At 65.7% G+C, this 24,528-nt stretch carries 24 protein-coding genes and 1 tRNA gene; 14 read left to right on the forward strand and 11 right to left on the reverse strand.

Annotation, left to right across the window (positions count from 1 at the left end):
• Positions 1-129: 129 nt before the first annotated feature.
• The gene (locus tag AB0280_RS11240; RefSeq protein ID WP_159629334.1) at positions 130-612 is read right to left on the reverse strand and encodes a pyridoxamine 5'-phosphate oxidase family protein; all 483 of its coding nucleotides are present in this window, start codon (positions 610-612) and stop codon (positions 130-132) included.
• A 67-nt stretch (positions 613-679) separates the two neighbouring features.
• Positions 680-2,125, reverse strand: coding sequence for a flavin monoamine oxidase family protein (locus AB0280_RS11245; protein ID WP_307493264.1), 1,446 nt, complete (start codon positions 2,123-2,125; stop codon positions 680-682).
• Between the two features lie 82 nt (positions 2,126-2,207).
• Between AB0280_RS11245 and AB0280_RS11250 the strand changes: the two genes are divergently transcribed.
• Complete coding sequence (locus AB0280_RS11250) at positions 2,208-2,918, forward strand: TetR/AcrR family transcriptional regulator (RefSeq protein WP_307493262.1); 711 nt, start codon at positions 2,208-2,210, stop codon at positions 2,916-2,918.
• Between the two features lie 15 nt (positions 2,919-2,933).
• Here the strand turns inward: AB0280_RS11250 and AB0280_RS11255 are convergent, their stop codons facing one another.
• Positions 2,934-3,863: an NADP-dependent oxidoreductase gene (locus tag AB0280_RS11255; RefSeq protein WP_307493260.1), complete on the reverse strand. Its 930-nt coding sequence runs from the start codon at positions 3,861-3,863 to the stop codon at positions 2,934-2,936.
• A gap of 152 nt (positions 3,864-4,015) precedes the next feature.
• On the opposite strand from AB0280_RS11255, the gene AB0280_RS11260 reads away from it, so the two are divergent.
• Positions 4,016-5,143, forward strand: coding sequence for an L-talarate/galactarate dehydratase (locus AB0280_RS11260; RefSeq protein WP_307493259.1), 1,128 nt, complete (start codon positions 4,016-4,018; stop codon positions 5,141-5,143).
• 23 nt (positions 5,144-5,166) lie between these two features.
• A complete protein-coding gene (locus AB0280_RS11265) occupies positions 5,167-5,871 on the forward strand; it encodes a FadR/GntR family transcriptional regulator (protein ID WP_307493257.1) in 705 nt (234 codons plus the stop codon).
• 173 nt (positions 5,872-6,044) lie between these two features.
• Here AB0280_RS11265 and AB0280_RS11270 read toward each other — a convergent pair.
• Positions 6,045-6,127 (reverse strand) — tRNA-Leu (locus AB0280_RS11270).
• A 396-nt stretch (positions 6,128-6,523) separates the two neighbouring features.
• On the opposite strand from AB0280_RS11270, the gene AB0280_RS11275 reads away from it, so the two are divergent.
• Genes AB0280_RS11275 through pknB form a run of 7 tightly spaced genes read left to right on the forward strand, consistent with a single transcriptional unit; the run spans position 6,524 to position 16,052 of the window.
• Positions 6,524-7,267: an FhaA domain-containing protein gene (locus tag AB0280_RS11275; protein ID WP_159629343.1), complete on the forward strand. Its 744-nt coding sequence runs from the start codon at positions 6,524-6,526 to the stop codon at positions 7,265-7,267.
• Positions 7,264-7,746 carry an FHA domain-containing protein FhaB/FipA gene (locus AB0280_RS11280; RefSeq protein ID WP_159629345.1) on the forward strand — a complete coding sequence of 161 codons (483 nt, stop codon included), beginning with the start codon at positions 7,264-7,266 and terminating at the stop codon, positions 7,744-7,746. The genes AB0280_RS11275 and AB0280_RS11280 overlap by 4 nt, the downstream gene beginning before the upstream one ends.
• Before the next feature lie 2 nt (positions 7,747-7,748).
• Positions 7,749-9,458 (forward strand): PP2C family protein-serine/threonine phosphatase, encoded by a 1,710-nt coding sequence (locus AB0280_RS11285; protein ID WP_370871850.1) that lies wholly within the window; start codon positions 7,749-7,751, stop codon positions 9,456-9,458.
• Positions 9,455-10,843 (forward strand): FtsW/RodA/SpoVE family cell cycle protein, encoded by a 1,389-nt coding sequence (locus tag AB0280_RS11290; protein ID WP_307493253.1) that lies wholly within the window; start codon positions 9,455-9,457, stop codon positions 10,841-10,843. The genes AB0280_RS11285 and AB0280_RS11290 overlap by 4 nt, the downstream gene beginning before the upstream one ends.
• Positions 10,840-12,300, forward strand: coding sequence for a peptidoglycan D,D-transpeptidase FtsI family protein (locus AB0280_RS11295; RefSeq protein ID WP_307493251.1), 1,461 nt, complete (start codon positions 10,840-10,842; stop codon positions 12,298-12,300). Before AB0280_RS11290 ends, AB0280_RS11295 begins: the two co-directional genes overlap by 4 nt.
• On the forward strand, positions 12,297-14,027 hold the full coding sequence (locus tag AB0280_RS11300) for a protein kinase domain-containing protein (protein ID WP_307493249.1): 1,731 nt from the start codon (positions 12,297-12,299) through the stop codon (positions 14,025-14,027). The genes AB0280_RS11295 and AB0280_RS11300 overlap by 4 nt, the downstream gene beginning before the upstream one ends.
• Before the next feature lie 15 nt (positions 14,028-14,042).
• Positions 14,043-16,052: a Stk1 family PASTA domain-containing Ser/Thr kinase gene (pknB, locus tag AB0280_RS11305; protein ID WP_307493248.1), complete on the forward strand. Its 2,010-nt coding sequence runs from the start codon at positions 14,043-14,045 to the stop codon at positions 16,050-16,052.
• Positions 16,053-16,079: 27 nt separating this feature from the next.
• Here the strand turns inward: pknB and AB0280_RS11310 are convergent, their stop codons facing one another.
• The 3 genes from AB0280_RS11310 to AB0280_RS11320 are packed head-to-tail and all read right to left on the reverse strand — an operon-like array spanning position 16,080 to position 17,685.
• Positions 16,080-16,721, reverse strand: a complete 642-nt coding sequence (locus tag AB0280_RS11310; protein ID WP_159629353.1) for an aminodeoxychorismate/anthranilate synthase component II — start codon at positions 16,719-16,721, stop codon at positions 16,080-16,082.
• Positions 16,718-16,888 (reverse strand): hypothetical protein, encoded by a 171-nt coding sequence (locus AB0280_RS11315; RefSeq protein ID WP_201302364.1) that lies wholly within the window; start codon positions 16,886-16,888, stop codon positions 16,718-16,720. Before AB0280_RS11315 ends, AB0280_RS11310 begins: the two co-directional genes overlap by 4 nt.
• A gap of 2 nt (positions 16,889-16,890) precedes the next feature.
• Positions 16,891-17,685 carry a class E sortase gene (locus AB0280_RS11320; protein WP_159629355.1) on the reverse strand — a complete coding sequence of 265 codons (795 nt, stop codon included), beginning with the start codon at positions 17,683-17,685 and terminating at the stop codon, positions 16,891-16,893.
• 173 nt (positions 17,686-17,858) lie between these two features.
• Here AB0280_RS11320 and AB0280_RS11325 point away from each other — a divergent pair, with 173 nt between their 5' ends.
• Together AB0280_RS11325 and AB0280_RS11330 are read left to right on the forward strand one after the other, a co-directional pair.
• Positions 17,859-18,110: a cell division protein CrgA gene (locus AB0280_RS11325; RefSeq protein WP_141158788.1), complete on the forward strand. Its 252-nt coding sequence runs from the start codon at positions 17,859-17,861 to the stop codon at positions 18,108-18,110.
• A 34-nt stretch (positions 18,111-18,144) separates the two neighbouring features.
• Positions 18,145-18,756, forward strand: coding sequence for a DNA-3-methyladenine glycosylase I (locus tag AB0280_RS11330; RefSeq protein WP_159634951.1), 612 nt, complete (start codon positions 18,145-18,147; stop codon positions 18,754-18,756).
• A 215-nt stretch (positions 18,757-18,971) separates the two neighbouring features.
• Here the strand turns inward: AB0280_RS11330 and AB0280_RS11335 are convergent, their stop codons facing one another.
• The 3 genes from AB0280_RS11335 to AB0280_RS11345 all read right to left on the reverse strand — a co-directional run bounded on the left by AB0280_RS11335 (position 18,972) and on the right by AB0280_RS11345 (position 21,417).
• Entirely contained in the window at positions 18,972-19,439 is a 468-nt protein-coding gene (locus AB0280_RS11335; RefSeq protein WP_224023963.1) for a carboxymuconolactone decarboxylase family protein, read from the reverse strand.
• Between the two features lie 544 nt (positions 19,440-19,983).
• Positions 19,984-20,862, reverse strand: a complete 879-nt coding sequence (locus tag AB0280_RS11340; RefSeq protein WP_307493243.1) for a rhomboid family intramembrane serine protease — start codon at positions 20,860-20,862, stop codon at positions 19,984-19,986.
• 9 nt (positions 20,863-20,871) lie between these two features.
• A complete protein-coding gene (locus tag AB0280_RS11345; protein WP_141158792.1) occupies positions 20,872-21,417 on the reverse strand; it encodes a peptidylprolyl isomerase in 546 nt (181 codons plus the stop codon).
• 154 nt (positions 21,418-21,571) lie between these two features.
• Here AB0280_RS11345 and AB0280_RS11350 point away from each other — a divergent pair, with 154 nt between their 5' ends.
• Both AB0280_RS11350 and AB0280_RS11355 read left to right on the forward strand, forming a co-directional pair.
• Positions 21,572-22,513: a hypothetical protein gene (locus AB0280_RS11350; protein WP_275181759.1), complete on the forward strand. Its 942-nt coding sequence runs from the start codon at positions 21,572-21,574 to the stop codon at positions 22,511-22,513.
• Positions 22,514-22,614: 101 nt separating this feature from the next.
• Positions 22,615-23,490, forward strand: coding sequence for a glycosyltransferase (locus AB0280_RS11355; protein ID WP_275181758.1), 876 nt, complete (start codon positions 22,615-22,617; stop codon positions 23,488-23,490).
• Positions 23,491-23,493: 3 nt separating this feature from the next.
• Here AB0280_RS11355 and AB0280_RS11360 read toward each other — a convergent pair whose 3' ends face one another.
• Positions 23,494-24,468 (reverse strand): DMT family transporter, encoded by a 975-nt coding sequence (locus AB0280_RS11360; protein ID WP_307493239.1) that lies wholly within the window; start codon positions 24,466-24,468, stop codon positions 23,494-23,496.
• Positions 24,469-24,528 lie beyond the last annotated feature (60 nt).

The following is a 24,528-nucleotide window of genomic DNA, read 5'->3' on the forward strand; positions in this document are numbered from 1 at the left end:
TACTTCCTCCGCCCGACAGCTTCCTCCGTTGAAGACGACACGGTCGTTGCAACTCCCAAAAATTCTGGGTGTTGCAACGACCGCTAGAACCCGCCCAGTAGCCGCCCCGCCCCTTGTGATTAGCCTGCGCTACAGCTCCACAGTGCCGCTTTCGCCGACGCTCATCCGGCTGTTGGTGACTTTTGACTTCACCCACTGAAGCACCGTGGCAGCGGTGCCGCCCGGGCTGGTCCAGTACTCGGCAGAATCCGAATCGACCCGCAGCAGGCACACCTCGGGGGTGTCCGGACCGTCCGGGAACCATGCTTCAACAACCTGGTTCCACATCTCGTGGATCTTGGCCCGGTCCGTGACCACCTCCGCGGTTCCGGCAACGGACACCCATTCGGTCTTCTTGCCAAAGGCGACGTTGACGCGCGGGTCGGCCTGGACGTGCGCTACCTGCGAGGTGCCAAGGCCCGTGAAGAACCACATGTCGCCGTCGTCCTTGACCTCCTGGACCGCCAGCGGCCGGCTGACGAGGGCGCCTGCTTCGTTGATGGTGGTGACCATTCCGATCTTGGAATCGTTGATGATCTCCGTAACCTTGCTGATGCTCTGGGCGTCAGTCATGCCTCACCTCGTTCGTCGAAAAGTCGGGGACGCTCCCCGTCGCCAGCCTATTAGTAAGCATGCTTATTTACCAGCCGGATGCCACCGGAACCTTGGCAACTTCCGCGATGCGCGCCGCGGTGATGCGGCCCATGCGGATGGCGCCGTCCACATGCTGATAGCCCTCAGCGGCGAGATCGGACGAGGACCAGTAGATGGGGCCGACGGGGGCGTGCTGGTCCTTGCCATAGCGGTGGAGTCCGCCCAGGTCATAGCTGGAGGCATAGGCGCCGCGGGTCCACTCCTCCGAGCCCCAATCGGACTCGTAGTAGACCTCCGGCGCGAGGGCCTCCGCGCCCAGGTAACCGGCGATCGAGTCGAGGATCGCCTTCCTGCGCTCTTCGGCACTCAACTCGAAAACGGCGTCGGCCTTCTCATCAGAGACGAAGCCCACCAGCGTGCCGCGGGCATCGCCATGGTTGGTGTTGTCGTACACCTCCTGGACCAGGGCGTCTGCCCCGAAACAGGTCCCGGAAAGTCCCTTGTCCCGCCAGAACGGGGTGCTGTAGACGGCGTGCACCTTGATGACCAGGCCCAGGGACTGGTGCTGGTGCATCTGATGCTGGCGGCGCGGCAGCGGCGGATTGAAGGAGACACGGGAGTAGAGGTTGGGCGGCACGGCCATGATGACGAACCGGGCGTTCACTGTGGCCCGGTCGGATTCAACGGTGACGCGGTGGCCGCCGTCGCCATCCGGCTCCCAGTTGATGGTGCGGACCGGGGAGCCAAGGACCACGTCCTCCCCCAGTTCCTGCGCCTGCAGCAGCGAGACCTGCTGCATTCCACCCACCACGCGGCGGTCCAGGATGAAGTCCTCGTCCGTCAGGTGGGTGAAGGAGCCGGCCGAGGCGGCCATCAGGACGGCCTGCAGGGCGGAGAAGGAGTGCGCGGGCTTGGTGAGCATGCCGCCGGCGATGAACAGGCCGATGTTCCTGCAGGCTTCCTCATTGGCCGAGTTCTGCCGCAGCCAGTGGTGGAAGGAGATGGTGTCCAGTTCACGCGCTTTGGGGTGCGCCCAGGGTTCGGTTGGTCCAATCTCCGCGGCGAGTCCGTCCAGCAGCGCCACCAGGCGGTCCATTTCGACGGCGGTGTCCGGGTCCACCGGAAAGGTGTCCCCGGTGTAGCGCACGGGTGAGCCGTCGGCGCCGATGTAGATGGACTCCCCTTCGCGGTAGCGCGGGTAGGTGTCCAGGCCCAGTTCCTGGAGCAGTTCCAGGAGGGCGGTCTGGTCCGGCGAGACCCACTGGCCGCCGATTTCGAGCATGGCCCCATCAACGGTGTCGGTCCAGGTGCGGCCACCCACCCGGTCGCGGGCCTCAAGCACGGCGACGGTGAGGCCGGCCTTCTTCAGTTCACGGGCGGCGGTGAGTCCGGACGGCCCGGCTCCAACGACCACGACGTCGCGGTTCAGGTTCAGCATGATGTCCTCTCTGCGGCCCTCGGTGACGGGGACCACTAAATGAATGCCATTCATTTAGCTAGAACTATAGCCGGTGCCTGCCGGGAGCGGAAGTGCTGGATGGAATAATGCAGGGGACACCGACGAAAGGGCAGCAATGCCGGCAGTATCAGCCGCACAGGGGCGCTCCGCCAGCAACGGCGGCGCACAGAGGAGGCGGGCAGGCCGGCCGTCGGCTGCAGTGCTGGACAAGGCGGGGATCACGGCAGCCGCCCTGGAACTGGTGAGCCGGAAAGGTTATGACGGCCTGACCATGGCGGCGCTGGCCAAGGTGCTCGACGTGGCACCTTCCGCCCTTTATAACCATGTGAAATCCAAACAGGACGTACTGCTCCTGGTGGAGGACCACCTGATGTCACTGGTGGACGTCTCAGGTTTCGGGGGCGGCAGCTGGGAAGACGCCGTGCGCACCTGGGCGTGGAGCTACCGGGATGTCTTCGCCGAACATACCCCGCTCATTCCCGTTATCGCAGTCCTGCCGGTGACGGACGCCCCCCAGACCCTTGCCATGTATGAAACCGTCAGCAAGGGGTTTTTCGACGCCGGGTTCCCCCGGGAGCGCATTGTCCCCGCCATCGTGGCGCTGGAGTCCTTCATTTTCGGCTCTGCGTACGACGTCACGGCACCGGAGGACATTTTCGATTCCGGTTCCATGGCGGAATCCACGCCGCATTTCACCGCGGCCGTGCGGAGTTCGGCCCACGGGCAGGACGGGCCGGCCGGGCAGGAACGTGGGCGCCCGGCCGATACCGCCTTCCAGCTTGGGCTCGAGGCCCTGATTGCCGGTTTCGGAGCCATCAGGACCTAGCGGCCCTCATGGACCTCAGGGAGTTTGGTCCACTGCCACAACAATCTTGCCGCGGGTATGCCCGGCCATGTTGAGCCGGAATGCATCGGCGGCCCGGTCCATCGGAAATACCTCAGCGACCTCCACCCGCATCTTCCTGTCGTCCACCAGGTCCGCAAGCTCCTGGAGTTGGGCGCCCACAGGGCTTACCCACATCCAGGTTCCGCCATGTTCCTCCACGTCACTGTCGGCGATGGACGCGTGCCTGCCGCCGTCAGCAAGCACCGCGAGGGTGGCCTCAAGATTGCCGCCGACAAAATCGGCAACCACCTCAACACCGTCCGGGCGGAGGGACCGGACCCGGTCGGCAAGGCCGTCACCGTAGGTGATGGGATGCGCGCCCAGGGACCGGAGGAAATCGTGGTTCTTTTCCGACGCCGTCGCAATGACATGGGCGCCCAGGGCCACGGCGATCTGGATGCCCAGGGATCCCACGCCACCGGCTCCGCCGTGGATCAGCACGGTCTCGCCGGACGCGAGGCCAAGGCGGTTCAGGACCTGGTAGGCAGTCAATCCGGCCAACGGGAGCCCTGCGGACTCGTTCCATTCGAGGGTGGCGGGCTTTCGGGCCAGGAGCCTTTCAGGAAGGGCAATGTATTCGGCGAAACTGCCGCCGTGGACATAATCCTTGCGGCCGTAGGAGATGACTTCGTCCCCGGGCTTGAACTGTTGGGAATCGATTCCCACGGATTCCACCACGCCCGCCACGTCCCATCCCGGGACCGCCGGGAACTGCAGGTCCATCGCAGCATCCAGGTAGCCGGCCATGATCTTCCAGTCCACGGGGTTTACCGAAGCCGCCTTGACCTTGACCAGGACCATTCCGGGTCCCACCTTCGGCATGGGCTGCTCAGTGAGCTCAAGGACGTCGGGGCTGCCGTATTTGCTGTAAGTAATCGCCTTCATGCCTGCGTCAACAGCCTCCTGGCCTGCAGCTATTCCGGCCGGGCACCGTAAGTGGCGCATCGCACGGACGACCCCACCTACTTGTAATACAAGTAGGTGACTTATATCCTAAGAGGGTGGGCGAAGGAGCCCGCCCCGCCCTAGGAGATTAAATGAGCACCGTCGACTTCATCCGGCACGTCAGGCTGTCCACCGCCAGGCTTCCCCTCACCGTTCCCATCAGCGACGCCAAGGTCTTCACCGGCCGGCAGAAGCCCATGACCGAGGTGGTCTTCCTGTTCGCCGAGATCACCACCGAACTGGGCCATTCAGGGATCGGTTTCAGCTACTCCAAGCGCGCCGGAGGGCCGGCCCAGTACGCGCACGCCAAGGAAGTTGCCGAAGGCCTCATCGGTGAGGACCCCAACGACATCGCCAGGATCTACACCAAGCTCCTGTGGGCAGGCGCGTCCGTGGGACGGTCCGGCGTCGCCACCCAGGCCCTCGCCGCCGTCGATATCGCTTTGTACGATCTCAAGGCCAAGCGCGCCGGACTGCCGCTGGCCAAGCTCCTTGGCTCCTACCGCGACTCCGTGCGGACCTACAACACCTCCGGCGGCTTCCTGAACGCCACGCTGGAGGAAGTAAAGGCTCGCGCCACCCAGTCGACCGAGGAGGGCATCGGCGGCATCAAGATCAAGGTGGGCCTGCCGGACAGCAAGGAGGACCTGCGCCGCGTTGCCGGAATCCGCGACCACATCGGCCCTGACGTTCCGCTCATGGTGGACGCCAACCAGCAGTGGGACCGCGCCACCGCCCTGCGCATGGGCCGCCGCCTTGAGGAATTCGACCTTATCTGGATTGAAGAGCCGCTGGACGCCTACGACTTCGAAGGCCACGCCCATCTGGCGCAGGTCCTGGACACCCCTATTGCCACCGGCGAAATGCTTGCCTCCGTGGCCGAGCACAAGGGCCTCATCGCCGCGAACGGCTGCGACATCATCCAGCCCGACGCCCCTCGCGTCGGCGGCATCACCCAATTCCTCCGCCTCGCCGCCCTTGCGGACGAGCGCGGACTGGGACTTGCCCCGCATTTCGCCATGGAGATCCATCTCCACCTCGCTGCCGCCTATCCGCGCGAGCCCTGGGTGGAGCACTTCGACTGGCTGGACCCCTTATTCAACGAGCGCCTGGAAACCAAGGACGGCCGGATGATCGTCCCCGACCGCCCAGGCCTGGGCGTCACACTGAGCGACCAGGCACGGGCCTGGACCACCGAAAGCGTTGAGTTCGGCGCGTAACCCCGACGCCGTACCCTTGAGCCATGAGCCGGAACCTCACCGCGGACCTTGCCGCTGACCTCCGCAACCGCATCGTGGACGGCGTGATCCAGCCGGGCGAGAAGCTGCCCAGCGAGAACACACTCATCAGCGACTTCGGCGTCAGCCGCACTGTGGTGCGGGCCGCCCTCACCCGGCTGCAGGCGGAGGGCCTCGTCGAAACCGAGCGCGGCCGCGGCAGCTTCGCCCTTACTCCGCCCGCGGAAGGGCCGCTGGCAGTGCCCGGAGTCCGCCCCGTGGCCACTACAGAGGACCGGCTGCACCTGCTGGCCTTCCGCATGGGCGTGGAGACGGAGGCTGCGGCCCTGGCCGCCCGGAACCACACGGACCGGCAACTGCGCGCCGCCAGTACGGCACTGGAGGCCTTCACCGGAAGCGCGGGCCATCCTGCCCATGCCATGAAATCGGACTTCGAGTTCCACCGGGCCGTGGCCGCAGCATCCGGCAACCCCTATTACTCGGACTGCCTGGCGGCCCTGGGCCAGCCCATGATTGCCATGCCCCGCACCCGCCTGATGACCGGCGTCGAGCATTACGCCCGGGACCATTTTGACCAGGTGGTCCAGGAGCACCGGTCCATCCTGGAGGCGATCGCCGACCGTGACGAGGCTGCCGCGGCGGCAGCCATGCGCAGCCACTTGGCCAACTCACGACGCCGGTTCAAGGCTTCGGCGCGCCCGTCCAGCTAGGGCCCCGTCCGTTAGCGCCGCCGGCCAGGCACTCAACGCACCCGCCACCGGACGAACCACCCTGGAACGCGCGGGGTGCGAAGTCCGTGCGCGGGGGCGATCCTTCAGAACCGCTGATCCATGCGGGAAACGCAGAAGAGCCCCGGTCCAAGACCGGGGCTCTTCCATTTGCGTGCGCGAGGGGGGATTTGAACCCCCACGCCCTTTCGGACACTGGCACCTGAAGCCAGCGCGTCTGCCGTTCCGCCACTCGCGCGCAACTTCTTCCACTTAGCCGGACCGGTTTCCCGTTCCGCGCCTCGCAAAAGCAGCGAGATCAAGCATAACGGACAGATGCCGCAAATTACCAATTGGCCCCCGTCCGCCCTCCCGCGCGCCTCTACGACAGGCTAAAAACCGCGGAAAAGCAGGCATCCCAGGGTAATCAGCCGCTCCCCCGATTTCCCCGCCGCAACAGCCCGGAGCAGTCACGCATCCGAACTTTTGCCGGCGCCCGGCCGTTGTGGATTAAGGTCATTCGCAGGGCTGGCCATTAGTATCGGATGTAGGAGTGGCCACTGCCCGCGGGTATCACCGCGCAACGATGGACTGCCCTGCAGGTGCTGGCCAGCAACAACTACTGCCCCGGAGCCGGGGGGAAAGGAGAAGAACCATGGGTCTGCTGGACAAGGTTGAACGCGGCATCGAAAAGGCCGTCCGCGGCGTCTTCTCCACCGGTTCCAAAGCGCAGGTTGAGCCCGTTGAGATCGCCAGCCGGCTCCGCCGCGAGGTGGACCACAAAGCCCTCACCGTGGCGGCCGGACGCACGCTGGTACCCAACGTCTTCGACGTCCAGCTCAGTGACGATGACTTTGGCCGCGCACAGGAATGGGGCACGCCGCTGGCCGAAGAACTCTGCGACGTGGTCATCAACCACGTCCGCAGCCAGGGCTACACCCTCCAGGGCCCCGTCCGCATTTCGTTCCGGCGCGACTCCGAACTCCGCGCCGGGGATTTCGAAATAGCCTCCTCCACCGAAAAATCCCAGGGATCCGCCGCCCAGCCGAAGCCCCAGCCCAACGTTCCGGCGGCCCCGAGCCGGCAGCCTGTCAGGCTCCAGCCGGTGCTGGACATTGACGGCCAGCGCTATTCGCTCAACGCCCCGTCCATCATCCTGGGCCGGTCCTCAGAGGCGGACATCCACATCGAAGACACGGGCGTATCCCGGCGCCACCTGGAGATCCGCACGGCCAACGGTGTCACCAGCGCCGTGGACCTGGGCTCCACCAATGGCAGCTACGTCAACGGCCAAAAGGTTTCCGGAAGCACCGAACTCACAGACGGCTCCACCATCACGATGGGACGGACAAAGATCATCTTCCGCCTGCTTCCTGCCAACCAGGGTGGCCACGCATGAGCGACCTCACCATCACCGCGCTGCGGTTCGGCTTCCTGCTGCTCCTCTGGGTCCTGATCTTCAGCATCGTCTCCGCCATGCGCCGGGACCTGATGCTGGGTCGCAAGGCTGCGGCCGGTGCACCCACGGCCCGCCAGATCCGGCGAAACCCCGAACTGGCCGAAGCGCCGCCGCAGCCCGTGAAACAGCAGGCCCGGCAGCTGGTGGTGCTCGAAGGTCCGCTCAAGGGCCGGACCGTGCCCCTGGCAGCGAGCCCCATCCTGCTTGGACGCGCCCAGGAAGCCACCCTGGTCCTTGAGGACGATTACGCCTCCGGCCGCCACGCCAGGCTCTTCCCGCAGGGCAGCCGCTGGTTCATCGAAGATCTTGGTTCCACCAACGGAACCTACCTGGGGGACCAGCAACTTACCCGTGCCCTGCCTGTCGAGCCAGGGGTACCCGTGAGAATCGGCAAGACGGTCATTGAATTGAGGCCGTAACTGTGGCCGAGGCTGAAACCCCCGCAACCGGCTCCAGTCCGGCTCAGCGGCCCCTCATCATGCGCTTCGCCGCGCGGTCGGACGTGGGCCGGATCCGTTCCAAGAACGACGATTCCGCTTACGCCGGCCGCCATCTCGCAGTGGTCGCAGATGGCATGGGCGGCCATGCGGGCGGCGATGTTGCCTCAGCTGCGACCGTCCTGGACATGATCCACCTGGACAGCGCGGACCACGGGGCGGACGCCGGGACCGTGTTGGCCGATGAGATCCAAACTGCCAACTCCCTGCTCTCTGAACTGGTGCACATCAACCCGAAGCTCGCGGGTATGGGCACCACCGTCACTGCGCTCCTGCTGGCGGATGACAAACTGCATTTCGCCCACATCGGCGACTCACGCGCCTACCGGCTCCGCGACGGTGAATTCAAGCAGGTCAGCGTGGACCACACCTTCGTACAGAGGCTCATCGACGAAGGCCGGCTGCGGCCTGAGGAAGCGGAAACGCACCCGCACAAGAACGTCCTCATGCGCGTCCTGGGTGACGTCGATGCCAGCCCCGAGCTGGACCTGGACACCCTGGACGCCCGGCCCGGGGACCGCTGGCTGCTGTGCTCGGATGGACTGAACTATGTGGCCGCGCATGCGGTGGAGCGGACTGTCCGCGAAACCCACAACCTGCATGAGTGCGCCGAAACCCTTGTTGAACTGACCCTTGAGGCCGGTTCGCCGGACAACGTCACCGTGGTCATGGTGGACATCGTGGAGGAAACGCCCGACGACGTCAGCACGGCAGCCGTCGAAATTGTCCCGCCGGTGCAGGGCAGCAAGCCCGCTGCCGCGGCGGATGCTTCACCCGCAGCCCAGGCTGCTGCCGCCGTGCCGGCCGATGGCAAGGAGGTGGCCGGTTCGGAAGCCGGAGCTCCCAAGCCAGATACCGGGCCTGCCAAGGAAACGGAAGACGGCGCCGGCGCCAAGGACGGCGACGCCAGCCCGGCCGACTCCGGCGGCACCGACCCCCACCTTGGGGAACACCTCTCCGCCGAGGTCCTGCGCGAAGAGCTGGCCTCCCGCCCGCATGAACTGGTGGGCGCCGCTGCTGCTGCCGCGGAGTCCGGTTCCATCCCCACCGTCGCCGGCCGTACCGTGGCCCGGCGGGCCGCAACGCTCCTGACGCACAAGGCGGAACCGGCAGACGGGGAAGACACCTTGCCGCCACTGCGTCCCCGCCGCTGGTTGACCTGGTCCATCGCGGCCGCCGTCCTGGTAGTGGTGGCCGTTGGCCTCTGGCTTGGTTACGCGTGGACGCAGACCCGCTACTACGTGGGCGAGTTCGACTCCCGCGTGGCCATCTACAACGGGGTGTCGCAGCGGCTGGGTCCCATCCAGCTTTCCTCCCTGGAAGCAGTGACGGATATCCGCATGGACTCCCTCCCGCCGTTCTCGCAGCAGCGCGTGCGGCAGACGGTGCCTGCCAATGACCTCTACGACGCCCAGCGGATCGTCAAGAACCTGGAGCTCACCGGAACAACTTCGCCCGAGGAAGAGTGCCCCAAGCCTTCCGCGTCCGCCAGTGCCCCGGCACCCTCCAACAGTGCGCCCCCTGCCAGTGCAGCGGCGCCGCCACCGGCACCGGATGCGTCCGCTCCTGCCCCGGCGCCGTCCGCACCGTCACCCTCACCCACTCCCACCATCACCTGCGAGGCGGCCAAATGAGCCAGGTAAGCACCATGCCCAAGCCTCGCCGCAACGTGGAACTTGCGTTGCTGCTGCTGGCCCTTGCCGTCGGCATCGGCGCCAACATGATGGTGGGCGTGGACCAGGAGAAGGCTTTCGACTCGGATTTCTGGTTCCAGTCCAGCCTGCTGGCAATGGCCGCCCTGGTGTTCCACGGCGTCCTGCGGTTCCGCGCTAAATATGCCGATCCAGTAATACTTCCGATCGTTGTCGCCCTCAACGGCCTGGGCCTGGCAATGATCCACCGGCTTGATGCTCCCGGCGAGGACACCGGCAACAACCAGCTCCGGTGGACCCTCATTGCCATGGCAGTGGCCATCGCCGTGGTCTTCTTCCTCAAGGACCACCGCATCCTGCGCCGGTTTACCTTTATTTCGCTGGCAGCCTCGGCCCTGTTGCTGATCCTGCCGCTTGTCCCGGGAATCAGCGCCGGTGAAATCCTGGGTGCGCGGGTGTGGATCAGGGTCGGTCCCATGACGTTCCAGCCGGGCGAAGTCGCCAAGATTACGCTGGCCATATTCTTCGCCGGGTATCTGTCCTCCAACCGCGACCTCATCCTGCTCGCCGGCCGCAAAATCGGCCCCATGCAGTTTCCGCGGTTCAAGGACATGGGTCCCATGATCACCGCATGGCTCGTCAGCATCGGTGTGCTCATCTTCCAGCGCGACCTGGGCTCCTCCCTGTTGTTCTTCGGCCTGTTCATCGTCATGATCTATGTGGCCACCAGCCGGATCAGCTGGGTGGTGATCGGGCTGGCCCTGATCATCGGCGGCGGTTTCGTTGCGGCCCAGGTGTTCGCCCACGTCCAGCAGCGCGTCTACGGCTGGCTCAACGCCTTCTCCCCCGACGTCTATGAGAACGGCAGCCGGCAGGTCATCGAAGGCCTGTTCGGCATGGCCAACGGCGGACTGGTGGGCACGGGCCTTGGCCAGGGGCGTCCGGACCTCGTTCCTTTCGCCAACAGCGACATGATCATCGCCTCCCTGGGCGAGGAACTGGGGCTGATCGGCTTGTTCGCCGTGGTCCTGCTGTACCTGCTGTTCATCACCCGTGGCTTCCGTGCCGCCCTGGGCACCCGGGACGCGTTCGGCAAACTCCTCGCCTGCGGCCTGTCCTTCGCGGTCGCCCTCCAGTGCTTCGTGGTCATCGGCGGCGTCACCCGGCTCATTCCGTTGACCGGGCTCACCACGCCCTTCCTCGCGGCCGGCGGATCGTCCCTCCTGGCCAACTGGATCATCGTGGGACTGCTCCTGATGATTTCGCACGCCGCCCGCGGACCCGTGGACACCACTCCACTCCCGCCCGCCGGTGCGGCGGCGGCAACCGGCATTGACACTCCAACCGAGGCGGTGAAGCAGGCATGAACCAGGCAATCCGACACTCGTGGGTAGCCGCAGTGGCCATGTTCGCGCTGCTCTTCGGCGCCATCAGCTTTGTGCAGGTGGTGGGCGCCGACGACCTCAAGACCAATCCGCTGAACCAGCGCGCCATTCTCCAGAACTACTGCAACGACCGCGGCGCCATCATCGTCGGCGGCACCCCCGTGGCCGAGTCCGTGGAGACCGGTTCGGAGACCTGCAAGTTCCAGCGCACCTACCCCCAGCCTGAGCTGTATGCCGGGATCACCGGCTACTTCTCGAAGAACTACGGGGCCACGGGCCTTGAACAGGCCATGGGCGCCGAACTGGCAGGCAACTCGGACCAGCTTTTCCTTGACCGGGTGGGCCAGCTCTTCCTGGGCAACCAGCCCAAGGGCGCCTCGGTCGAACTGACCATCGACCCCCAGATCCAGCAGCTCGCCTACAGCCTGATCCCGGACGGCCAGCGCGGCTCGATCGTGGTCACCAACCCCAAGACCGGTGCCATCCTGGCCATGGCATCCAAGCCGTCCTACAATCCGAACCTCGCCGCCACGCAGGACGCCGCCGCCGAAAGCGCCAACATGAACGAACTGGTGAAGGTCCCCGGCATCAACCTGAACCAGAACGTCAGCGGCCCCACCGGCGAGCTGCTCGCTCCGGGATCGGTCTTCAAACTGGTGGACACTGCCGCGGCCCTGGCGTCGGGGAAGTACAACAAGGACAGCGTCCTGCCCAACCCCGCCGAGATGCCTTTCGACGGCATCCAGTACAAGCTTCCCAACTACGCCGGCGGCAACTGCTACACCAGGGACACCGCGGGGTTCGCCTTCGCCCTGCAGCAGTCCTGCAACACGCCGTTCGCCAGCATCGCCCTGGACCTTGGCCGTGACGCCATTGCCGCCCAGTACAAGAAGTTCGGGTTCGGCGAGGACGTTGGAAACCAGCTGAAGCTTGGCCACGCAACGGGGAACGGGTTCCCCGACAAGCTGGACGCGCCGGGCCTGGCCCAGTCCGCCATCGGCCAGAAGGATGTCCGGGTGACGCCGCTGCAGGTGAACATGATGACGAACGCCATCGCGAACGGCGGCGTCCAGATGGCGCCCAGCCTGGTCAAAACGCTGCGGTCCCCTGATCTGCGCGTTATTGACGAGCCACAGCCGGCCCAGCTCAGGACGTCCACCAGCCCGGAGATCGCCAAGCAAATCACCGAATGGATGACCAGCGTGGTGACGGATGGTATCGCCAAGAGTGCTGCGGTGCCCGGCGTGCAGGTCGCGGGCAAGACCGGCACCGCCGAGCTGGGCAACGGAACCAACAACTCGTGGTTCACCGGGTTCGCCCCCGCTGACAATCCCAAGGTCAGCGTCACGATCGTCATGGAAGGCGTAGACATCTACGCGGGAGCAAAGCTGACCAGTCCTAACGCGAAGAAGATTTTTGAGGCGGTGTTGAATAAGTGAGGCCTACAACGGGAATCACCCTCGGCGGCAGATTCCAGCTGACCACGCGGATTGCGATCGGCGGCATGGGGGAAGTCTGGAAGGCCAAAGACCTCGTCCTGGGCCGCATCGTCGCCATCAAGGTGCTGAAGGAGGAGTACACCGGCGACCCGGGATTCCTCCAGCGCTTCCGCGCCGAGGCCCGCCACACCGCCCTCCTGAACCACGTGGGGATCGCCAACGTCTTCGACTACGGCGAAGAAGAGGGCTCAGCCTACCTGGTCATGGAACTGGTCCCTGGGCAGCCGCTGAGCAGCATCATCGAACACGAGCAGGTGCTCTCGCCTGACCGTACGCTGTCGATCATCGCGCAGACCGCCCGCGCCCTGGCCGTTGCGCACGCCCAGGGCCTTGTCCACCGCGACGTCAAGCCTGGCAACCTCCTGATCACCCCTGACGGGCGGGTCAAGGTCACCGACTTCGGCATCGCCCGCCTCGCCGACCAGGTGCCCCTCACCCAGACCGGGCAGGTCATGGGTACGGCGCAGTACCTGGCGCCCGAACAGGCAACGGGCCAGACCGCAACCGGTTCGTCGGACATCTACTCACTGGGCGTCATCGGATACGAGTGCCTTAGCGGCCACCGCCCGTTCTCCGGCGAATCGCAGATCGCCATTGCCCTGGCCCAGGTGAACGACGCCCCGCCGCCCCTTCCGGAGAGCCTGCCCACGCCGGTCCGCGCGCTCCTGATGTCCATGCTGGCCAAGGACCCCAAGGACCGCCCGGCGAATGCCATCAAGCTCGCCGAAGCTGCGGAAGCCATCCGTAACGGGGATGTGGGCGCTGCCCGTGCCGCGGTGCCCGGCATGCTTCTATTCGACGCCGATACCGGCCCCATCACCGCACCCGTTGACACGGCCACTGCCCCCACGGGCGTCATCGGCAGACAGCGTGACTCGGCCCCCACCGCCACATCCGCCCTCCCGGTGATGGGCGCGGCCGCGGCAGGCGCTGCGGCGGGTATGGCTGCCAGCGCCCACGGCGCATCAGCCGATGGCGGGGAGCGCGCGCAGGGGCCGCTGGCCCGCGCCAACGCATTGGCTGCCGAGCGGAACTGGGACCAGGAGGAGGAAACGTACGACGACGCGCCCTCCGATGAGCCCCGGCGCAAGGGACGCAGCCCGTGGACCTGGCCCTTGGTTGCCCTGATCCTGCTGCTCCTCTTCGCCTTGGTGGGCTTCCTCCTGAACCAGGTGGGGCTCTTCTCGCCGGCCGGCAACCCCAGCTCCAGCGCCACCGCCAGCAGCGTACCGCCGTCGTCCGCGACGCCCACGCGGACCAGCGCCTCGGCCACGCCCACGCAGACGCGCAGCACGCCGACGCCCACACCCACCACGCAGCCCACCCAAGCCACGGTCAACGTCATACCGGCGGCGTACCTTGGCAAGGACTACCGGCAGGTCCAGTCCGCGCTGGCGGGCCTGGGACTCCAGGTGACTGTCCTTCCGCAGGAGAGCAGCACCGAGACGCCTGGTACTGTGCTGGAGCTCAATCCCACCGGGACGGTGCCCAAGGGTTCGCTCATTACCGTTATCTACGCCACGGCTCCCAGCCCCGCGCCCACGACGACGGCGCCAAGCCCTGCCCCCACGTCCTCGTCCCCGGTGGCGGGACCGACGCCCATCTCGCCCCTGGCAACCTGTGCCGCCGGCCAGACGCCGGGAGTACCCCCAACCTGCGCACCCTGACCGTCGGGACCACCAGTGAATGAGTCACCACGCACACCGTTGCACCGGGAGGACAGCCTGCCGGTGGATAACCGGCGTGTCCTGAACGGGCGCTACGAGCTGGGTAACCTCATTGGCCGGGGCGGCATGGCGGACGTCTACAGGGGCACCGATACCCGCCTGGGCAGGACCGTCGCCATCAAGCTGCTGCGGCCCGACATGGCCCGGGATCCGCAGTTCCAGGCACGGTTCAAACGTGAAGCGCAGGCGGTGGCCGCCCTCAACCACCCCTCCATCGTGGCGATTTTCGACACCGGGGAACACGTGGTCCACGACGGCTCCGCCGAGGATGTACGGGTGCCGTACATCGTCATGGAGTACGTGGAGGGCAGGACCCTGCGCGAACTGATCCGCGGCAACGAGGTCACCATCAGCCAGGCGATCGACTATTGCCTGGGCGTCCTGGGAGCCCTCCAATACAGCCACAAGGCCGGCATTGTGCACCGGGACATCAAGCCTGCCAACGTGATGTACTGCCCCGGCACCAACTCCGTGAAGGTGATGGACTTCGGCATTGCGCGGGCCATCGCCGATTCCTCCGCCACCATGACGCAGACCCAGGCAGTGGTGGGAACGGCCCAGTATCTCTCGCCGGAACAGGCCCGGGGCGAAACCGTCGACGCCCGCAGCGATCTCTATTCCGCCGCGTGCCTGCTCTACGAAATGCTGACCTCGCGGCCGCCGTTCGTCGGGGACAGCCCGGTTTCCGTGGCCTACCAGCACGTCCGCGAAATCCCGGAGCCGGCCAGCAGCCTCAACCCCGAGGTGTCACCGGCACTGGACACCGTTCTCGCCAAGGCCCTGCAGAAGAACCGCGCAGACCGCTTCCAGGATGCGGCAGCCTTCCGGCGTGCCCTGCGCGCTGCAAAGGCCGGAGTGGCCGTCCCGGCCGTGCCGGCGTCTGAGGCACCCACCGATCCGAATGACCACGTACCCCAGGCGGCGCCGCCCACCGAGGCGTTCGCCGCAGCGGGGGCAGGCTTCCTTGATGACGCGCCCACCGGGCGGTTGGCTGCCACCAGCCTGTTCGGTGACGACGGCGGATCCGCGGTTCCCCTGGAGCTGGCGGATGGGCACGATTCGGATGGGCACGGGCCGGATGGGTATGGTGCGGATGCCTTCGGGGCCGGTCCGCTCCCGCTTGGCCTCGCTCCCGAAGGCGAGCGGTCCACCCGCCAGAAGTCCCGCCGTCGTGCCTGGATCGCCACCCTGGTGATCTTCACCCTGCTGATTCTTGCGGGCGGCGGCCTGTGGCTATACCAAACGGTGAACCGGCCAGCTCCCGCTCCGCCAAAGGTAGCAATCCCATCGGTGGCGTCCATGACGGAAACCGCTGCGCTCCAGGAGCTGTACAACGCGGGCCTTCGCCCCAGGATCGCCAGGTCGGCAAACGACACGGTGCCCAAGGGGACCGCCATCGGGACGGATCCCGCGGCCGGCGGTTCCCTGGATCCGGGGGCCGACGTAATCCTCAACGTCTCCGACGGCCCCAGCTCGGTCAAGATCCCGGACAGCCTCCCCGGCAAGACCGAGGCAGCGGCACGGGACATCCTCCGCCAAGTTGGGCTGGTTGGCGCTCCGTCAACCACCACCGCCAACAGCGCCACTGTCCCCGCCGGGATCGTCATCACCTCCAACCCGGCGCCCGGGCAAAGCGTCGGCGTCGGCACCAGCGTGGAGCTCATCGTCTCTACCGGCAAGGTGGTTGTCCCCGAACTGCGCGGCATGATACGTGAAGAGGCCGAGGCCGCCCTGAAGGAACGTGGCTTGGTCGCTTCAGTGGTCGAGGCGGAAAACTCGCAGGTGGAGCCCGGCCGGGTCACTGACCAGAGCGACCCCGTCAACGCCGCCGTCGACCAGGGAAAGACCATCACCATCGTGGTGGCAAAGGCTCCGCCGCCGCCCCCGCCGGCGCCCACGGAAACCCCCACGGAAACGCCCACGCCGACAGCAACGCCGACGCCGAAGCCCACCAGGAAGGGCTGACGCCCGGCCTGGCGGGGGCTGGCCCTGCTAGTGCTGGATCAGCGGGCTTAGCTTCGCAGCCCGCGCGGCCGCACCCTTCATGCCCAGCGACTCCAGCCAGTTGCCGAGCATCTGGTACCCGCCTTCGGTGAGGACCGATTCGGGATGGAACTGCACCCCGCACAACGGTGCAGTCCGGTGCTGCAGCCCCATGACCACGCCGGACGCGGTCTGCGCCGTCACTTCCAGGACCTCGGGAATGGACTCCCGGACCGCCGCCAGCGAGTGGTAGCGGGTGGCAGTGACGGGGGAGGGGAGGCCGGCGAACACGCTGGTGCCGGTGTGCTCCACCTGGGACGTCTTGCCGTGCATGAGCTCGGGGGCGTGGGTCACCTTGCCGCCGAAGGCCTCTGCCAGGGCCTGATGTCCCAGGCACACGCCGAACATGGGAACGCTGTTCTCACCGCACCACTTGATCAGCTCGATGCAGACACCCGCCTCCGCAGGATTTCCGGGACCGGGAGAAATGAGGACGCCGTCCCGGGTACTGGCAAGCTCGATGGCCTCGGCCAGGGTGACGTCATCGTTCCGGACCACCGTGGTCTCGGCACCGAGTTCCTGGAGGTAGCCCACCAGTGTGTAGACGAAGCTGTCGTAGTTATCCACTACAAGGATCTTGGTTGTGGTCATGGCTGGTCTGCGGAACCAATCGTTGAGTCGGTGAATTGGGTGAAGTGGGACATCCAGGGGAAAAGGAACTGGACCATCAGGACCAGGGCCACGAAGATCAGTGCCAGCGAGATGATGATCCTGAGCCAGAGCGGCCCGGGAAGGTGGCGGAAAATCCAGGCGTACACGGTCAGCTCCTTCCGGTGGCTGCTGCAACCTGCGCCGCGATCTCAGCAGGCGGCCCTGCGGCTGCCGGCCGCCAACTGTCCAGCAGGGCGTAGGCGATGATGCGTTCTTCCGCGCCGAAGCGGGGGTTGCAGCTGGTCATGGTGAGGTAGCTTTCGGTGGGCGCGACGCCCGGCTGGGTGGGGACAGGTTCCAGGACGTCAGTTCGGGAGGGCATCACGATCTGGTTGTTCCGGAAGACGTAGACGTAGTAACCGTCCTTGGTTTGCACGTAGATCTTGTCGCCGGGCACCAGCGTGTGGATGTTGTCCAGCACGGCCCCGTGCGTCTGCCGGTGCCCTGCGACGGCAAAGTTGCCCACCGCACCGGGCATTGCCGTATTGCTGTAGTGCCCCAGGCCCAGCGTATCCAGGACGTCCTGGCTGGTCCCCTGGACGATGGGACGCGTATAGGTGGGGCCGAACCGGGGGATGTACATGATGCCGATGGTGCCGGCGTGGCCGGGAGCGGTACCCACCACGGGTTTGCCAAAATCCTCGCCGGCGGCAGGGGGCGCCGCGGGGGCCGGGGCGGCCGTGGCGGGAGCGGCACTGCCCAGGTCCTGGGCGAATTCCTTGATGACCTGGCTCTGCTTGGCATCGGATTCCACGTTGGTCCACCACAGCTGCCACGCGACAAAGAGCAGGAGGATGACGCCGGCAGTAATCAGCAGCTCGCCGAGCACCGAGATGGTGCCAGTGAGGAGGGCACGACGGCGCGCGGGCGCAGTGGCGGGCTCCGCCTTCTCCTGCAATACCACGCGTTCCCCTCCGGGCATTCACCCTGGGCACCGGGTGCCCATCAACTGCGGCTAGAATTGGCTGCTAGTAAGAATCCAGATTTGACCAAGATCGCGCAGACCGCTGGCAATTTCCTTCTTGCAGGATACCAAGCCCGGGCCGCCGAGCTTGCCCAGCCCGCCAAGGAGAGCCAGTGCCCGAGTCAAAGCCTCGCAGGAAGACCGCCAGCACCGCCCAGCCGGCATCCCCGCAGGCGTACAAGCCCAACCCCGTGTGGTTCAAGCCGGTCATGTTCGGCCTCATGATCATCGGCCTCTTCTGGATCATCACCTTCTACATCAGCGAGGGACGCTTCCCGGTCCAGGCCTGGCAGTCCTGGAACATCGTGGCAGGCTTTGGCATCGCCATCGTCGGGTTCCTGATGACCACCCGCTGGCGCTCGTAGCGCCCGCCGCGGAACTGTTCCAAGGAGAACCACACTGGCTCCCGAGTCCAGCGGAGTGATCGTTGGCGAGGATGGCCTGGCCCGTCCTGCCTGGGCCGCCACGGATCCGCTCATGCGCGACTATTACGACCAGGAATGGGGACTGCCCGTCACTGACGAGCAGGGCATGTACGAGCGCATCTGCCTGGAGGGCTTCCAGGCAGGTCTTTCCTGGGCCACCATCCTGCGCAAGCGCCCTGCCTTCCGTGCCGCCTTTGCCGGCTTCGACCCCGAACAGGTGGCCTTGTTCAGCGGCGAGGACGTGGAACGGCTGATGCAGGATCCGGGAATCATCAGGAACCGGCTCAAAATCCTTGCCGCGGTCAAGAATGCGCAGGCCACCCTGGAACTTCGCAACGACGGCGGACTGGTGGACTTTGTTTGGAGCTTCCGCCCGGCCAGCACCCCGGAGCCCGCGGTGGCCGCCGATGTCCCCACGCAGTCGGCGGAATCGGTGGCCCTGTCCAAGGCGCTCCGGAAACGGGGCTTCTCCTTTGTGGGTCCCACCACCATGTTCGCCTTGATGGAAGCCGTGGGAATAGTGGACACCCATCTGCTGGACAGCCACCGCCGCGGCTCCTCCGGAATTTGGTCCATGCAGGCCTAAAGACCCTACCGCCGCCCGTTATCCCCAACTGTTGGGAAGGTTATCCACACTGTGGACAACCTTCCCCAGGGGTCCTGTAGAAGGCGCCAGCATCCCTGTGCAGCACCCTTCCGCCAAAACCTGCCGAGAAGATGTGGTTATTAACAGTGTGGAATACCTGTGGATAAGTTCAGGAGCCTGAAGGGGACACGGTCCCGACGGGCCGGCGCTGGAGACTACGGGCGTGTCCGCCGGACCGGGTGGTGGCTGGTGATGGACACCCTGTTAAATGCGTTCATGGTCACGGCAAGCCAACTCACGGCCGAAAACGCGTCGGCGCTGAGCCGCTCCCGCGCGTAAGCCTCCGCGTGCTCCCTTGACCGCTCATCCGGGAGTTCGGTGATGCTTTCCACCAAGGCCAGCGCGGCCCGCTCCTGGTCCGTGAACAGGGCGGTCTCACGCCAGGCAGGCAACACCGCCAGCCGCTGCGCACTTTCTCCCTCCTCGCCGGCCTTCCGCACGTGAAGATCCAGGCAATAGGCGCAGCCATTGATCTGGGAAATCCGCACGTTGAGCAGTTCCAACAGGCCCCTCCCGATCCCAGCCTCTTCTGCCGCTTCCTGCACCTTCAGGCCCAGGCCGCTGATCGCCCTCCACAGGGCCGGATGCTGTTTATCCAGATACAGGTGCTCAGTGGCAGTCACGGGTGTCCTTGTCGGTTGGGCGGCTTGGCAGGCAACCATCATAGGCAGGCGGCCAGAGCGCGACCCTCTGGTGTTTATCCACTTACCAACAATGCGATACCCACAAGTTATCCACAGCTGTGGGAAACCGCGTGGAAATCGGTGCCCCTGGCCGGCCCTGCCCTTACTGCTGCGGGTCGCGCGGGACTGCGAACAACAGCATTGTGACTTATTAACAGTGTGGATACCGATGTCGATAACCCGCCGCGAACGTCGGCAGAGCGGTTCGTCGGGCATCCCATGGGTCGGTTTTTCCACAGAGGTGCCCGGAAAGTGCCTCTTATCCACTTACGCACAGCAATATCCCCACAGGTTATCCACAACTGTGGAGAAGCGCCCGGCTGTTGCCCCGGCATAAGCCGCAAAGGGCCGGGACGGGCCGATCCAGCACCTGAACTACAGCTATGTAAGTTACCAACACTGTGGAAAAGCGCTGTGGAAAACACGAATGCCCCCGTCACCAAGGGTGACGGGGGCATTCCGGTTGGTCGTGGATATGTGGCGGCTAAAGCGTCACGCGGACCCAGCTCGCGGCTACAAGCAGCGCAAAAACGGCGGCCAGTCCCAATGCCTGGAGCAGGCCCTGGCGGCGTCCCCGGGGCGTGTAGGCAAGAACCGCGGCGCAGAGGCCGCCGGTGATGAGCCCGCCCAGGTGGGCCTGCCAGGCGATATGCGGAATCAGGAAGCCGATGACGCCGTTGATGGCAATAAGGACCCACAGTTGCCGTGTGTCCCCGCCGCGCTGCCGTTGGACCAGCAGCATGGCGCCGAAGAGGCCGAAGATGGCACCGGAGGCGCCCACCAGCCCCACCAGGCCCTGCCCTGGCACCAGCACGGGGTTCATCAGCAGGTAGCCCACTGAACCACCAAAGGCGGAGATAAGGTACAGCGCCAGGAAGCGGACCCGGCCAAGGATGGGCTCCAGGGCCTGGCCGAAAATCCACAGCGTATACATGTTCAGGAGAATGTGCAGCAGCGAATCCGTGGAATGGAGGAAGGCCGAGGTCACCATCCGCCACGGCTCAAACGCGCCGTACTGGGGTGCGGCAAAGATGTTGTTATACGCGAACTGTTTGTATACCCAGTCCCCCGGAATAAGCATCTGCAGTGCGTAGACCACAACGCAGGCTGCAATGATGCCGTACGTCACCAAAGGTTTGCCAGTGGCAACGGCACCGCCGTAGACGCTCCGTACTTCCGGCGTCGTACGTCGTGTCTCGTTGACGCAGTCAACGCATTGGAATCCGACGGCGGCCGCCCGCTGGCAGTCCGGGCAGGCGGGGCGCCCGCAGCGCTGGCAGCGCACATAGGACGGCCGGTCCGGGTGCCGGGGGCATACCGGAACCTGGGCGGACGGCTCAGCCGACGGAATTCCGTAACTCATGGTGGGGCGTTACAGCTGTTCGATGTCGATGCTGTTGATGGTGACGTCCTCGACCGGGCGGTCACCCATGCCGGTGCGGACACCCTCGATGGCGTCTACGACCTTCTTGGACTCCTCGTCAGCCACTTCACCGAAGATGGTGTGCTTGCCCTGGAGCCAGTCCGTGGGAATCGTGGTGATGAAGAACTGTGAACCGTTGGTGCCCTTGCCCATCTGGATGCCGGCGTTGGCCATGGCCAGCTTGTAGGGCTGGTTGAAGCTCAGTTCAGGGTGGATCTCGTCGTCAAAGCGGTAGCCGGGGCCACCGGTTCCACGGCCCAGGGGATCGCCGGCCTGGATCATGAAGTCCTTGATGATGCGGTGGAAGATGGTTCCGTTATAAAGCGGCGTGCCGGTCTTGTCCTCGCCGGTTTCCGGGTGGGTCCAGGCCTGCTCGCCGGTGGAAAGGCCCACGAAGTTCTTGACCGTCTTGGGCGCGTGGTTGCCGAAGAGGTTAACCACGATGTCGCCGAGGCTGGTGTGGATGGTTGCTTTTGCAGTTGCGATGGCAGTCATAGGTTGATTCTCCCATGCCGGTTCTGGGCAGCCACGGCTGCGGGGGCAGTTCCGCGCTGGGTGAAATCCCCCTAAAATCCGCAGAGTGAATAGCCCGAGGTGATCTGGGCACGTAGGCTAGCGACAGAACCGTCACATTAATCGGGAGGTAGTTGTGAAGAAATCGGATCGTATTGCCCGTGACCTTGAGCAGTCGGTCACCAGTGCGGTGGAAAACGCCAAGGATTGGGCGGCCCCCCGGGTGGAAGCTGCCGTGGACTGGGCTGTTCCCCGGCTGCAGCAGGGCCTGGACAGCGCATCTCCCAAGATCCAGGAAGGCCTGAAGACGGCGGCCCACAGCCTGGCCGACGGCGTTGCCACAGTGACTCCCCGGATCCAGGACGGACTGGCCCATTTGGCCCCGAAGATCAATGACGTGGTTGAAGGCGCATCGCCCAGGCTGCACGAGGCCCTGGACAAGGCCACCCCGGTGGTCCTGAACGCCCGGGACCGGGTAGTGGTGGAGTACCTGCCCAAGCTCTCGGACCAGATTGGCGTGGCGTCCGGCGCCGTTCACCGCACCCTGGAAAACACCCCGGCACGGGTTGACGCAGTGGCGCAGAAGCTTGGGGACGTGGGAATCATCCACGCCCTCCAGGAGCAGGCCCAGGCCACCGGCACGCAGCTGAAGGCAGCCGCGGCAGGGGCAAGCCGCGCAATGGACGTGCAGCTTGCCCAGCCGGAGAAGCCCAAGAAGCGTGGCTGGCTGATCTTCGGTGTGGTGGCCGCAGCGGTTGCAGCGGGCGTTGCCGCTTGGAAGGCATCCAAGCCGGTCGAGGACCCCTGGAAGACCCCGTCGCCGGTCACCCCCACCCCGGCACCCGTTCCGGCCACTACCGTCAGCGACGTCAAGGCAACCACTGCCGACGCCGCCGACACGGGCACTTCCGCAGCCGCATCCGCGGCCGGTGCTGCCGCGGACAAGGCCGGGGACGCAGCTGGGACGGTCGCTGATAAGTCAGCCGATGCCGCCGACAAGGCCAAGCACGTTGCCGACGACACCGAAGGCGGCGCCAAGACGGTTGCCGATGAAGACAAGGGCAGCAGCCAGGCCTGATCTTCGCCATTCACACAAGGGGCTCCGTTTGACGGCGGGGCCCCTTTTTGTGTCTCTTCCCGTCCGCGGAGGCATCTTTCGCGGATGCTAGATTTGAAGTGATGTCAGCCAATCGATCCTCTGGGGATGCCGTGAACGACGCAGCCGTACAGCTCCGCGTGTCAGTCGTCATCCCGGCGTACAACGAGGAGAGCGTGATCAGGCAGTGCCTGATAGCTGCGATCTACCAGTCCGTTCCCGCCCACGAGATCATCGTGGTGGACAACCTTTCGAAGGACCGGACCGCTGACATTGTGCGCCAGATGCAGCTCGAGTATCCGGAAAGCCCCATCATCCTCCTGAGCCAGGACCGGGAACAGGGACTCATCCCCACCAGGAACTTCGGGCTGGACAGTGCCACCGGGGACATCCTGGGGCGGATTGACGCTGATTCCATTGTCGAACCCGACTGGGTTGAACAGGTGCAGAAGGCCTTCGCTGACCAGTCGGTCCAGGCTGCCACCGGCCCGGTGGTCTACTACGACATGCCGATGCGCCGGTTCGGACTCAAGGCGGACGACAAGATGCGCCAGCTCATGCTGAAGCTGGCCAAGCACCAGTACCATTTCCTGTTCGGCTCCAACATGGCCCTGCGGGCCACGGCCTGGGAGACCATCCGTTCCGAGACCTGCCGGGACGAGAAGGACGAGATGCACGAGGACATCGACCTGTCCCTGCACCTGGCCGACCATGAACTGCCGGTGCGCTACTGGCCGCAGATGGTGTCCGGGATGTCCGCGCGGCGGCTTGAGGATTCACCGCGGGACTACCGCTACTACGTCACCCGGTTCGACCGGACCTACAAAGCCCACAACGTCAGGAAGATGGCGCTGAAGGCCCCCATGGTGGTTTTCTTCTCGGTGTACTTTCCGGCCAAGCTCCTCAGGGCCATCCACACCGTTAACACGGCCCAGCCGGTCCGCCGCGGCGGTCAGTAGCGCTCAGTCAGTTCCCAGCCCGGCCAGGCGGTCCGACGGCGGTTCCTCCTGCGGTGCCGTTCCACGGCTGCCCCGGCTGCCATTCCCCTGGCCCCTGCCGTTCCTTTGACCTCTGCTGTTCCTTTGACCGAGGACCACGACGGCGAGTCCCGCCAGGATCAGGCCGAGCCCGGCGTAAGTTCCTGCGGGCAGCGTCTCGTGCAGGAACACGGCTGCCAACAGCGCTGCCCCCGGGATTTCCAGGAGGATGATCATGGAGACGATGAGGGGGCTCATGGTGGCCAGCAGGTGGTTGAAGGCGGTGTGGCCCACCAGTTGGGCACAGACGGTGATTGCTGCGATGCCCAGCCACCCGGCCGGCTCAAACCCCGCCAGGGGCTGGCCCGCGAACAGGGCCAGGGCGGCCACGAGGGCAGCGCACATTCCGTAGCAGAGCGTGGTGTAGGTTCCTGTTGTCATACTCTGCCGTGCCTTGCCACCCGCGAGCGTGTAAAGGCCGGCAAGGGCGCCGCCAGCCATCGCCAGCAGGTCTCCCGTGAGGGCCTGCGGGGAAGAGCCCATGTCGAAGCCGGTGATCGCCACGACCCCGCCAAAGGCGATTCCCAGCCCCGCCAGGACCTGCCAGCGGTGGCGGATGCCGCGGAAGAGCTGGAAGACGGCAATCCAGGCTGACTGCAGGCAGACCAGGGCGGTGGCGGCTGCTACGGATGTCAGCTGAAGGGATGTGATGAAGCAGGCGAAGTGCAGGGCAAGCGCGACGGCTGCCAGCATCGACCAGCGGAACTCGCTGCGGCTGATCCTGCGGAACTGGCCGGGTTCCCGGACCAGGGTGGGGGAGGCCATGACGGCCGCGCCGATGGCGTTGCGCCAGAAGGCGATGGCAAGGGCGCTGACACTTGTGGCGCCGAGCGTGGCCGCGATCAAGGGCCCGGATGATGCAACGCCCAGGACTCCCAGGGCCGCGAAGAAGAAGTTCAATGCAGCCCCCTTGGTTCTGGTTCCTTGCGCAGATGGAAAGCAAAAAGTCCCGGCCGGCGT

It is taken from the genome of Pseudarthrobacter sp. 902506025 (assembly GCF_040702325.1).
Lineage (GTDB): Bacteria > Actinomycetota > Actinomycetes > Actinomycetales > Micrococcaceae > Arthrobacter.

Bases quoted from the DNA above. Each gene is read 5' to 3' on its own strand.
- AB0280_RS11240 (WP_159629334.1), bottom strand. From the start codon at position 612: ATGACTGACGCCCAGAGCATCAGCAAGGTTACGGAGATCATCAACGAT.
- AB0280_RS11245 (WP_307493264.1), bottom strand. From the start codon at position 2,125: ATGAATGGCATTCATTTAGTGGTCCCCGTCACCGAGGGCCGCAGAGAG.
- AB0280_RS11250 (WP_307493262.1), top strand. From the start codon at position 2,208: ATGCCGGCAGTATCAGCCGCACAGGGGCGCTCCGCCAGCAACGGCGGC.
- AB0280_RS11255 (WP_307493260.1), bottom strand. From the start codon at position 3,863: ATGAAGGCGATTACTTACAGCAAATACGGCAGCCCCGACGTCCTTGAG.
- AB0280_RS11260 (WP_307493259.1), top strand. From the start codon at position 4,016: ATGAGCACCGTCGACTTCATCCGGCACGTCAGGCTGTCCACCGCCAGG.
- AB0280_RS11265 (WP_307493257.1), top strand. From the start codon at position 5,167: ATGAGCCGGAACCTCACCGCGGACCTTGCCGCTGACCTCCGCAACCGC.
- AB0280_RS11275 (WP_159629343.1), top strand. From the start codon at position 6,524: ATGGGTCTGCTGGACAAGGTTGAACGCGGCATCGAAAAGGCCGTCCGC.
- AB0280_RS11280 (WP_159629345.1), top strand. From the start codon at position 7,264: ATGAGCGACCTCACCATCACCGCGCTGCGGTTCGGCTTCCTGCTGCTC.
- AB0280_RS11290 (WP_307493253.1), top strand. From the start codon at position 9,455: ATGAGCCAGGTAAGCACCATGCCCAAGCCTCGCCGCAACGTGGAACTT.
- AB0280_RS11295 (WP_307493251.1), top strand. From the start codon at position 10,840: ATGAACCAGGCAATCCGACACTCGTGGGTAGCCGCAGTGGCCATGTTC.
- AB0280_RS11310 (WP_159629353.1), bottom strand. From the start codon at position 16,721: ATGACCACAACCAAGATCCTTGTAGTGGATAACTACGACAGCTTCGTC.
- AB0280_RS11340 (WP_307493243.1), bottom strand. From the start codon at position 20,862: ATGAGTTACGGAATTCCGTCGGCTGAGCCGTCCGCCCAGGTTCCGGTA.
- AB0280_RS11345 (WP_141158792.1), bottom strand. From the start codon at position 21,417: ATGACTGCCATCGCAACTGCAAAAGCAACCATCCACACCAGCCTCGGC.
- AB0280_RS11355 (WP_275181758.1), top strand. From the start codon at position 22,615: ATGTCAGCCAATCGATCCTCTGGGGATGCCGTGAACGACGCAGCCGTA.